This is a genomic window from Pseudomonas sp. VI4.1 (assembly GCF_002029345.1).
In the GTDB taxonomy this organism is placed as follows: domain Bacteria; phylum Pseudomonadota; class Gammaproteobacteria; order Pseudomonadales; family Pseudomonadaceae; genus Aquipseudomonas.
This window is the reverse complement of the sequence record NZ_MULM01000052.1, coordinates 1-10,164: the sequence shown is the minus strand read 5'-3', so window position 1 is coordinate 10,164 and position 10,164 is coordinate 1. Positions and strand designations below refer to the sequence as shown.

The following is a 10,164-nucleotide window of genomic DNA, read 5'->3' as shown; positions in this document are numbered from 1 at the left end:
ATGTCTATGTGCACAGCAAGTTGATGATTGTTGACGACGTCTTTACCACGCTGGGGTCGGCGAACATTAATACGCGCAGTATGCAGGTGGACAGTGAGTTGAATATTTGTATTGAGGATCCGGCGATTACTCGGCCGTTGCGGGAGCATTTGCTTGGGGTGCATACGGGGGGAGGGCAATTGGGGATATGGATGTAGTGTATAGAGAATGGGGATATGTTGTTGAAGAGAATAAAGTGAGAAAAACACAGGGGTCGCAAAAACAAATGGCACAGAAACTTCTATCTCCTCTTGCATCGCTAATTGAGTTTATGCAAAAAAGTCCGGCCAGAAAAAACTTGGATTAAAATGAAACAAATATATCTCATTTTATTAATTTTTATCTCGGCTTGTTCAGAGAAGAAGGAAACTATGCCTGATGCTTCACAGATTGACTTCGCCTATTCGAGACTTGCATTTCACTGCGTTCATGAGGGCAGCTCACTACCTCTACTGAGCGAGGATGCAGATATCCTCTACCGGTATAGCCTTTACTTAGAGAAGCTTAAAGGTAAGAAGAACTATGATGAGATTGCACGGTACTACCGTATAGCTGCTGCACACGATCACTTTAAAGCAGCTACCAATTTGCAATTTTTACTGTCTACTGGACAGGCACGCTCCCCTGATGCGAGCACAGAGACTATCGATTTGGCTGAGTACTACGTTGACAAAGGAGTCCCAGGGGCATACTACGATATGGCGCATTATCTCGAGCTGGGTTATGGTGTAAAACAAGATGTTGCTGCATCTAGAGCCTATTTTCGAAGAGCTGCAGATTTGGGGAGTTCGGACGCACAATACTATGTTGCTGAACTGTTATCCTATGTACCCAATACCGCCGATGTAATGCTTGCGATGTACAAGTGTGCGATGGATCAGGGTAATCGAGACGCGGGAAGGAAGTATGCCAATTATCTGAAAAATTTGGAGCGTTATCAGGAGTCCTTGCAAGGCTATCAAGCAGCAGTTAGGAATGGCGATGGCAGTAGCTCTGGCCGCTTATCGAAATCATTTCAGGGTGTTCCATCTTCTGATGAACTTTACTATCTTGCATTAGAGGAAGATAAGGAGCGCGTCGATCGATACAATAAAATTACATATTTTTTGGTTCGCCACGAACACCTTGGAGCCAAAATTCCTGATCTCGATAATATCGTCCCACTTCCACCAGCAGTCCTCCCCGAATGGGATGGCACTTTCCAATGGAAACGTGAACGCGACTCTGCTGTTCCAGTCATTCCCTCTCCTGAACTGATCGAAAAACTCAGCGCCGAGAAGGGGCTTGATCCTGCCACTGGCTTGCCTCTATCTGCGGGAAAAGCTTAGGTGATTCCAGTGGGTGTAGATGCTCGCGATGGCGTCTTCGAAACCTTAATAATCATCCCCGCGATCGGTGATGTCCTTCTCGACCATCGGCCCATCCGGATCCTGCCCCTCAGGGAATTTCCCCTTGAGATTCCACGCAAACGCAATAATCTCGGCAATCGTGCGATACAACTCCTCTGGAATACTTTCCCCCAATTCCATCCGCGCCAGCAGCTTCACCAGTTCGGCGTTCTCGTAGATCGGCACTTCATAATCGCGGGCAATTTTCAGAATGGCTTCGGCCAGTGCGTCGTCGCCCTTGGCCGTGAGGGTGGGGGCGTGGCTGCCGTCGTACTTGAGGGCGATGGCCTGGCGCGGGGTGTCAGGGGTTTTCATGCGGTTTCGTCGACCCAGCGTTGTTCGAGACGGGTTTGGGCGCCTTGCGGCGGTGTGCCGAGGTGGCAATCGATGTCGCCGACGTTCAGGCCTGAATCCAGCAGGCGTTGGCGCAGTGCAGCCAGATTGCTTTCGATCAGGCTCGCGGTATACGGCCGCTCGGCCCATAGCTGGCTGGAGAGGCTGCCACTGATTAACTGCGCCTGCACCTGCAACGGCCCCAGCGGCTCCATGTCGAACGCCAGTTCGACGCGCCAGAGGTGTTGTTTGGGCGGGCGTTCTTCTTGACGTTCCTTTGCCTGCTGCTGTTCGGGAGCGTCTTCGCGCTGGAACTTGACCTGCAACGGCACGATGTCCTGCATGTTGCGCATCGGGATTTCCAGTTGCCAGGTGCTCATCAGGCGTCCGTCACTGGTCATGCCGGTCTGTTCCAGGCTCGACAGCTGATGGCTTTGCAAGCGTGAAACCGCTGCAGCCGCCAAGCGCAGCAGGTGCTCGAGATCGTCCTCGCCGTCTGCGCTTTGCAGCAGGCGTTCGGGCAGGGGGAAGCTGGTCGGCGACGGTTTGGCGCTGACCTGCCCCAGCATGCCGAGGGCGCTGCGCACGAACCCCGGCATGGCCTGGGCCAGGGTATTGGCGGCAATGAGCGCATTCAGGTTGGTGTTGGCCGGCAATCCCGGGGTCAATTGTGCGATCAGCTTGAGCAGGTCGCCCTTCATGTCCGGTGCCAGCGTCGGGTTCTGCCCGCCGAGCAGCTTCGCTTCGAGGAACAGCCCGCTGCTGGCCAGTGCCTGGGCCAGGCCCTTGGGCGTACTGAGTTGGTGAACGTCCGGCAGGCCGGCGAGCAGCTTGTCCACGGCCGCGCGCACATCACTGGAGGTTTGATCCGCGGGCAGGTTTTGCAGGATTTTCAACAGCCCGTCGAGCGAACCCTGGCGACTCTGCTGGCTGACCAGTTGCTGGGTCACGGCCAGTTGTTCCTGGCGGCTGCTCAACGGCACGAACTGCAAGGTCTGGGCGTCCTGCACCCGGGCGCTCAACAAGGTGCCGATGCGCAGCGGCTGCGGGCTGTCGATGCTTAGAGTGCTGCCGCTCAACGCCGTATTGAGCAGGCTCACCATCGAGCGAAAGACCGTTGGCTGGCCCGGCACCTGGGGCAGCGCTTGCGAGGTCTGCACTTTGCCTTGCAGCAGGGTGCCAGCCGGCAGTTGCGCGGTGTCGATGCGGGTAAGGGTGGCGACGCTGGACGCGACGGCCTGTTGCACGGTGACCGCCAGATTGCCTGCCGATGGCTGGGTGATCGCCAGGCGGGTGCCCTGGAGCAGCGGCTGGACACTGGTGGCCTGGACCGTGGTCTGGCGGCCGCTGTCGAGGGTGACCTTCAGCAGCAGTTGAAAAGTCTGTTCCGCCTGCTTGAGCGACAGCACTTCGGCCTTGGCGCTCTGACCGGTGCTGATCAAACCCTCCATCGGCGTCAGCAACTTGAGCAGCTCGCCGCTGACCGCCTGCGCACGTGGCGGCGCAGGCGCGGTTGGCGGTAGCGGGAGGATGTTCATTTCGCCTGTCATATGCGGTCACAACCTGAGGAAATTGCCCTCTTGAGAGTAGGGCATGGCATGTATAATGCGGCCCCGTTGTATCCGGGGCGCTGAAATCATTTGCAAATTCTTGATCTGGCGCCTTAGACCGAGCCGCCAAAGCATTTATCCTGCATCTCTTTAGCGGCCGCACCGCTGCCGACTTGAACCGTAAAGGCCCGTGATCTCTTGACCAGTCCTGTCCTGCAAACCGTTGCCCTTGCCTGTGAGCGAGACCTCCGGCTGCTTTTCGAAAATCTCGAATTGAGACTGGCCAGTGGCGAAATGGTGCAAATCAGTGGCCCTAACGGCAGCGGCAAGACCAGCCTGCTGCGTTTGTTGTGCGGCCTGATGCAGCCGACCGCCGGTCAAGTGCTGCTCAACGGCCAGCCGCTGAACGAGCAACGCAGTGAACTGGCGCACAACCTGCTGTGGATCGGCCATGCCGCCGGGATCAAGGACCTGCTGACCCCGGAAGAAAACCTGAGCTGGCTCTGCGCCTTGCACCGACCGGCCTCCCATGAGGCGATCTGGCAAGCGCTGGCCGCTGTCGGTCTGCGCGGTTTCGAGGATGTTCCCTGCCATACCCTGTCTGCCGGCCAGCAGCGCCGCGTGGCATTGGCGCGGTTGTACCTGGACAGCCCGGCACTGTGGATCCTCGATGAGCCCTTTACCGCGCTCGATAAACAAGGCGTGGCGCAGCTCGAGGAACACCTGGCCGCCCATTGCGAGCGCGGTGGCATGGTGGTGCTGACCACGCATCACACCCTGAGCCGGATGCCGGCGGGTTATCGCGACATCGATCTGGGGAATTGGGCCGTATGAGTGTTTTCGGCCTGTTGGTCGCCCGTGAGGCCCGTTTGCTGTTCCGCCGTCCCGCGGAACTGGCCAATCCGCTCGTATTCTTCGCGATCGTCGTTTCCCTGTTCCCGTTGGCGGTCGGGCCCGAGTCTCAATTGTTGCAAACCTTGTCTCCGGGACTGGTCTGGGTAGCCGCCCTTTTATCGGTTTTGCTCTCGCTGGACGGGCTTTTTCGCAGTGATTTCGAGGACGGTTCCCTCGAGCAGTGGGTCCTTTCGTCGCACCCCCTGCCTCTTCTGGTATTGGCCAAGGTACTGGCACACTGGGCCTTCTCTGGCCTGGCACTGGTTTTGCTGGCACCACTGCTGGCATTGATGCTCGGTTTGCCTGCCGCCTGTCTGCCGGTGTTGCTGCTTTCGTTATTGCTGGGTACACCGGTGCTGAGCCTGCTCGGTGCGGTAGGCGCGGCGTTGACGGTGGGGTTGAAGCGAGGCGGCCTGCTGCTGGCGTTGCTGATCCTGCCGTTGTACATCCCGGTGTTGATCCTGGGCAGTGGCGCCTTGCAGGCGGCCTTGCAGGGCATGCCGGCGACCGGTTATCTCCTGTGGCTTGGCAGCCTGACCGCCCTGGCGATAACCCTGACACCTTTTGCAATAGCTGCTGGCCTGAAGATCAGCGTCGGCGAATAATAATGAGGTCTGGTTATTTTTTAACCATTTTTGCTTAAAAAAGCAGACCCTGGCCAACTCGTGACAACGAGTGGCAACCGTGATGGAAACAGCAATGAATTGGACCTGGTTTCATAAGCTCGGCTCACCCAAATGGTTTTACGGCATCAGCGGCAAACTGCTGCCGTGGCTTGGCGTCGCGGCGTTGCTGCTGATCGGCGTTGGCGTAGTATGGGGGTTGGCCTTCGCGCCGCCGGACTACCAGCAAGGCAATAGCTTTCGCATCATCTATATCCACGTCCCGGCCGCCATGCTCGCGCAGTCCATCTACGTGATGCTGGCCGTGTGCGGCATCGTCGGGCTGGTCTGGAAGATGAAACTGGCCGACGTCGCCCTGCAATGCGCGGCCCCCGTCGGTGCCTGGATGACCGCCGTGGCGCTGGTCACCGGCGCGATCTGGGGTAAACCGACCTGGGGTTCGTGGTGGGTCTGGGATGCGCGACTAACGTCCATGCTGATCCTGCTGTTTCTGTACTTCGGTCTCATTGCGCTGGGCAACGCGATCAGCAATCGTGACAGCGCGGCCAAGGCCTGCGCGGTGCTGGCGATCGTCGGCGTGATCAATATCCCGATCATCAAGTACTCGGTGGAGTGGTGGAACACCCTGCACCAGGGCGCGACCTTCACCCTCACCGAAAAACCGGCGATGCCTGCAGAGATGTGGCTGCCACTGCTGCTGACGGTGTTGGGTTTCTACTGTTTCTTCGGCGCCGTGCTGTTGCTGCGCATGCGCCTTGAAGTGCTCAAGCGCGAAGCCCGCGCCAGCTGGGTCAAGGCCGAAGTGCAGAACAGCCTGGAGGCCGCTCGATGAGTTTTGCTTCAATCGGCGACTTTTTCGCCATGGGCCATCACGGCCTGTATGTCTGGTCGGCCTATGGCATCTGCCTGGCGGTCCTGGTCCTCAACGTGGCGGCGCCGGTCCTGGCCCGCAAGCGGTATCTGCAACAAGAGGCGCGTCGTTTGCGCCGGGAGAACGGCAAGTGAATCCCCTGCGTAAAAAGCGTCTCATCATCATTCTCACGATCCTGGTCGGCGTCGGCGCCGCCGTCGGCCTGGCCCTGAGCGCCCTGCAACAGAACATCAACCTGTTTTACACGCCGACCCAGATCGCCAACGGCGAAGCCCCGCAAGACACGCGCATCCGCGCCGGCGGCATGGTCGAGGCGGGGTCGCTGACGCGTTCCGGCGATTCACTGGATGTGAAATTCATCGTCACCGATTTCAACAAATCCGTGACCATCAGCTACCGTGGCATCCTGCCGGACCTGTTCCGTGAAGGGCAGGGCATCGTCGCCCTGGGCAAAATCAACGCCGATGGCGTCGTGGTGGCGGATGAAGTGCTGGCCAAACACGATGAAAAGTACATGCCGCCGGAAGTGACCAAGGCCTTGAAAGACAGTGGTCAATCCGCCCCTACACCCGCGAAGGAGGGTTGATATGACTTCTGGCATCTTTATTCCCGAACTGGGCCACCTGGCAATGATCCTGGCGCTGTGTTTCGCGCTGGTCCAGGCCGTGGTGCCATTGCTGGGTGCCTGGCGCGGCGACCGCTTGTGGATGAGCCTCGCCCAGCCGGCGGCCTGGGGGCAATTCGCGTTTCTGCTGTTCGCCTTCGGTTGCCTGACGTATGCGTTCATGGTCGACGACTTCTCCGTGGCTTACGTCGCCAACAACTCCAACAGCGCCTTGCCCTGGTACTACAAATTCAGCGCGGTGTGGGGCGCTCACGAAGGCTCGTTGCTGCTGTGGGCGATGATCCTCGGCGGCTGGACCTTCGCCGTGTCGGTATTCTCGCGACAATTGCCGCAAGTAATGCTGGCGCGGGTGCTGGCGATCATGGGCATGATCAGCATCGGTTTCCTGCTGTTCCTGATCCTGACGTCCAACCCGTTCGAACGGATCCTGCCGCAGATTCCCACGGACGGTCATGACCTCAACCCCTTGCTGCAGGACATCGGCCTGATCGTTCACCCGCCGATGCTGTACATGGGTTATGTCGGTTTCTCCGTGGCCTTCGCCTTTGCCATCGCCGCGTTGCTCGGCGGTCGTCTCGATGCGGCGTGGGCGCGTTGGTCCCGTCCGTGGACCATCGTCGCCTGGGCCTTCCTCGGCATCGGCATCACGCTGGGCTCCTGGTGGGCCTATTACGAGCTCGGCTGGGGCGGCTGGTGGTTCTGGGACCCGGTGGAAAACGCCTCCTTCATGCCTTGGCTGGTCGGTACGGCGCTGATTCACTCGTTGGCGGTCACGGAAAAGCGTGGCGTGTTCAAGAGCTGGACCGTGCTGCTGGCCATCGCCGCGTTCTCGTTGAGCCTGCTCGGGACCTTCCTCGTCCGTTCCGGTGTGCTGACGTCGGTGCACGCCTTCGCGTCCGACCCCGAGCGTGGCGTGTTCATCCTGATCTTCCTGTTGTTTGTGGTCGGCGGGTCGCTGACGCTGTTCGCCCTGCGTGCACCGGTGGTCAAGAGTCACGTCGGCTTCAACCTCTGGTCCCGGGAGACCCTGCTGCTGGGCAACAACCTGGTGCTGGTGGTGGCGGCTTCGATGATTCTGCTCGGCACCTTGTACCCGCTGATCCTCGACTCAATGACCGGCGCCAAGCTGTCGGTCGGCCCGCCGTACTTCAACGCGTTGTTCATTCCATTGATGGCGTTGCTGATGATGGTGATGGCGGTCGGCATGCTGGTGCGCTGGAAAGACACCCCGGTCAAATGGCTGGTGGGCATGTTGACCCCGGTGTTGCTCGGCAGCGCCGCGTTGGCGGTGGTGGCCGGCGTCGCTTACGGTGATTTCAACTGGGCGGTGATCGCGACCTTCATGCTCGCGGCCTGGGTGTTGCTGGCCGGTGCTCGCGACATCGTCGACAAGACTCGCCACAAGGGCCTGATCAAAGGCCTGCCGACCCTGACCCGCAGCTATTGGGGCATGCAGATCGCGCACCTCGGCATTGCCGTGTGCGCCCTGGGTGTCGTGCTGTCGAGCCAGAACAGTGCCGAGCGCGACCTGCGCCTGGCGCCGGGCGAATCCATGGACCTGGGCGGTTACCAATTCGTGTTCGAAGGCGCCAAGCACTACGAAGGCCCGAACTTCACCTCTGACAAGGGCACCGTTCGGGTGATCCGCGATGGCAAGGAAATCAGCGTGCTGCACCCGGAAAAACGGTTGTACACCGTGCAGAATTCGGTGATGACCGAAGCCGGGATCGACGCCGGTTTCACCCGCGATCTCTACGTTGCCCTCGGTGAACCGCTGGGCGATGGCGCCTGGGCCGTGCGCGTGCACGTCAAGCCGTTCGTGCGCTGGATCTGGTTCGGCGGCCTGCTCACCGGTCTCGGTGGGTTGCTGGCGGCGCTGGATCGGCGTTATCGGGTCAAGGTGAAAAGCCGCGTGCGTGAAGCACTGGGCATGACGGGAGCGACGGCATGAGACGTTGGCTGATGCTGTTGCCCCTGGCGATTTTCCTGGTGGTTGCCGTGTTCCTGTACCGCGGCCTGTACCTGAACCCGGCCGAGCTGCCCTCGGCGATGATCAACAAGCCGTTCCCGGAGTTCTCCCTGCCTGCGGTGCAGGGCGACAAGATCCTGACCCGGGCCGACCTCCTCGGCAAACCGGCGCTGGTCAACGTCTGGGGCACCTGGTGCATTTCCTGCCGGGTCGAGCACCCGGTGCTGAACAAGCTGGCCGAGAAGGGCGTGCTGATCTACGGCATCAACTACAAGGACATCAACGTCGATGCCTTGAAGTGGCTGGAGGAATTCCACAACCCGTACCAGCTGGACATCCGCGACGATGCGGGCACGCTGGGCCTGAACCTCGGCGTGTACGGTGCCCCGGAAACGTTCTTCATCGACGCCAAGGGCATCATCCGCGACAAGTTCGTCGGGGTGATCGACGAGCAGGTCTGGCGCGAAAAACTGGCGGCCAAGTATCAGGCGCTGGTGGATGAGGCCAAGCCATGAAGCGCTGGATAGCCGCTGTGGTATTGGGCTTGAGCATGGCCGGCGTGGCGCACGCGGCCATCGACACTTATGAGTTCGCCAAGGAAGGCGATCGCGAGCGTTTTCGCGAGTTGACCAAAGAACTGCGCTGCCCCAAGTGCCAGAATCAGGACATCGCCGATTCCAACGCACCGATTGCCGCCGACCTGCGCAAAGAGATTTTCCGCATGCTCGGCGAGGGCAAGGACAACCAGCAGATCATCGATTTCATGGTCGACCGCTACGGTGATTTCGTCCGCTACAAACCCGCGCTGAACGCCAAGACCGCCGTGCTCTGGTTCGGCCCCGCCGGCCTGCTGCTGGGCGGTTTCGTGATTATTGCCGTGATCGTCCGCCGTCGTCGCGTGCAACGCGCTGCGACCAAGGATGAGCTCTCTGCCGAGGAGCGTGAGCGCCTCGACCACCTGTTGGATAAAACCAAGAATGATTGATTTCTGGCTCGCTGCAGGTCTGCTGCTACTGGTTGCCCTGAGTTTTCTGCTGATCCCCGTTCTGCGTGGCCGACGCGCCCAGCTGGAAGAGGATCGTACCGCCCTCAACGTCGCGCTCTATCAGGAACGCGTGGCCGAACTGCAAACCCAGCAGGAAGAGGGCGTTCTCGACGCCGTGCAAATGGACACCGGCCGCGCCGAAGCGGCGCGTGAGTTGCTGGCGGACACCGAAGGCGTCGAGGCGCCGCGCGTGTCGCGCCTGGGCAAACCGTGGCCCTTGCTGGCGGCAATTCTGGTGCCGGTGCTGGGCCTTGGCCTGTACCTGCATTTCGGGGCCAGCGACAAGGTCGAGCTGACCCGCGAATTCGCCCAGGCGCCACAGTCGATGGAAGAGATGACCCGTCGCCTGGAGCGCGCGGTCGAGGCGCAGCCGGATTCGGCTGAAGGCCTGTACTTCCTCGGTCGCACCTACATGGCTCAGGAGCGTCCTGGCGACGCGGCGAAGATCTTCGAACGCACGGTCAGCCTGGCCGGGCGTCAGCCGGAGCTGCTCGGTCAGTGGGCAGGCCCAGACTTCGCCGACGGCAAGAAGTGGTCGGACAAGGTCCAGGCCTTGACCGACGAAGCGCTCAAGGCCGATCCGAAGGAGGTCACCAGCCTCGGCCTGCTCGGTATCGCCGCGTTCGAAAGCGAGCGTTATCAGGACGCCATCGACTATTGGAATCGCCTGCTGGCGCAATTGCCGCCGGAGGACAATTCCCGTGCCGCGCTGCAAGGCGGGATTGCGCGGGCCAGCGAAAAACTCGTCGCCAGCGGCGGCAAGGTGGCCCAGGCGCCGGCGGCCAAGGTCGCCGCGGTGCTCAAGGTCCGTGTGGATCTTTCACCCG

General features: G+C 60.3%; 13 protein-coding genes. 11 read left to right on the top strand and 2 right to left on the bottom strand.

What is annotated here, in order from left to right; all coding sequences use genetic code 11:
* Both BZ163_RS01190 and BZ163_RS01185 read left to right on the top strand, forming a co-directional pair.
* Positions 1-197, top strand: a 197-nt coding sequence (locus BZ163_RS01190; RefSeq protein ID WP_143510988.1) for a phospholipase D-like domain-containing protein, incomplete at its 5' end; no start/stop codon positions are given.
* Between the two features lie 150 nt (positions 198-347).
* On the top strand, positions 348-1,367 hold the full coding sequence (locus BZ163_RS01185) for a DUF6396 domain-containing protein (RefSeq protein ID WP_256578901.1): 1,020 nt from the start codon (positions 348-350) through the stop codon (positions 1,365-1,367).
* 45 nt (positions 1,368-1,412) lie between these two features.
* On the opposite strand, the gene BZ163_RS01180 is transcribed toward BZ163_RS01185, so the two are convergent.
* Positions 1,413-1,742: an EscU/YscU/HrcU family type III secretion system export apparatus switch protein gene (locus BZ163_RS01180; protein WP_128869473.1), complete on the bottom strand. Its 330-nt coding sequence runs from the start codon at positions 1,740-1,742 to the stop codon at positions 1,413-1,415.
* Entirely contained in the window at positions 1,739-3,310 is a 1,572-nt protein-coding gene (locus tag BZ163_RS01175; protein ID WP_128869472.1) for a flagellar hook-length control protein FliK, read from the bottom strand. The genes BZ163_RS01180 and BZ163_RS01175 overlap by 4 nt, the downstream gene beginning before the upstream one ends.
* A 198-nt stretch (positions 3,311-3,508) precedes the next feature.
* On the opposite strand from BZ163_RS01175, the gene ccmA reads away from it, so the two are divergent.
* The 9 genes from ccmA to ccmI all read left to right on the top strand — a co-directional run.
* Positions 3,509-4,144, top strand: a complete 636-nt coding sequence (gene ccmA, locus BZ163_RS01170) for a cytochrome c biogenesis heme-transporting ATPase CcmA (protein WP_128869471.1) — start codon at positions 3,509-3,511, stop codon at positions 4,142-4,144.
* Positions 4,141-4,809, top strand: coding sequence for a heme exporter protein CcmB (ccmB, locus tag BZ163_RS01165; protein WP_093225052.1), 669 nt, complete (start codon positions 4,141-4,143; stop codon positions 4,807-4,809). Before ccmA ends, ccmB begins: the two co-directional genes overlap by 4 nt.
* Before the next feature lie 94 nt (positions 4,810-4,903).
* Positions 4,904-5,659, top strand: coding sequence for a heme ABC transporter permease (locus tag BZ163_RS01160; protein WP_128869470.1), 756 nt, complete (start codon positions 4,904-4,906; stop codon positions 5,657-5,659).
* Positions 5,656-5,832 (top strand): heme exporter protein CcmD, encoded by a 177-nt coding sequence (ccmD, locus tag BZ163_RS01155; RefSeq protein ID WP_128869469.1) that lies wholly within the window; start codon positions 5,656-5,658, stop codon positions 5,830-5,832. The genes BZ163_RS01160 and ccmD overlap by 4 nt, the downstream gene beginning before the upstream one ends.
* Entirely contained in the window at positions 5,829-6,284 is a 456-nt protein-coding gene (gene ccmE / locus BZ163_RS01150) for a cytochrome c maturation protein CcmE (protein ID WP_128869468.1), read from the top strand. Before ccmD ends, ccmE begins: the two co-directional genes overlap by 4 nt.
* Before the next feature lies 1 nt (position 6,285).
* Positions 6,286-8,274: a heme lyase CcmF/NrfE family subunit gene (locus BZ163_RS01145; RefSeq protein ID WP_128869467.1), complete on the top strand. Its 1,989-nt coding sequence runs from the start codon at positions 6,286-6,288 to the stop codon at positions 8,272-8,274.
* Complete coding sequence (locus BZ163_RS01140) at positions 8,271-8,807, top strand: DsbE family thiol:disulfide interchange protein (protein ID WP_128869466.1); 537 nt, start codon at positions 8,271-8,273, stop codon at positions 8,805-8,807. Before BZ163_RS01145 ends, BZ163_RS01140 begins: the two co-directional genes overlap by 4 nt.
* Positions 8,804-9,277, top strand: a complete 474-nt coding sequence (locus BZ163_RS01135) for a cytochrome c-type biogenesis protein (RefSeq protein ID WP_128869465.1) — start codon at positions 8,804-8,806, stop codon at positions 9,275-9,277. Before BZ163_RS01140 ends, BZ163_RS01135 begins: the two co-directional genes overlap by 4 nt.
* Positions 9,270-10,164 (top strand): c-type cytochrome biogenesis protein CcmI (gene ccmI, locus BZ163_RS01130; RefSeq protein WP_128869464.1); only part of this gene is annotated, 895 nt, incomplete at its 3' end. The genes BZ163_RS01135 and ccmI, both read left to right, overlap by 8 nt.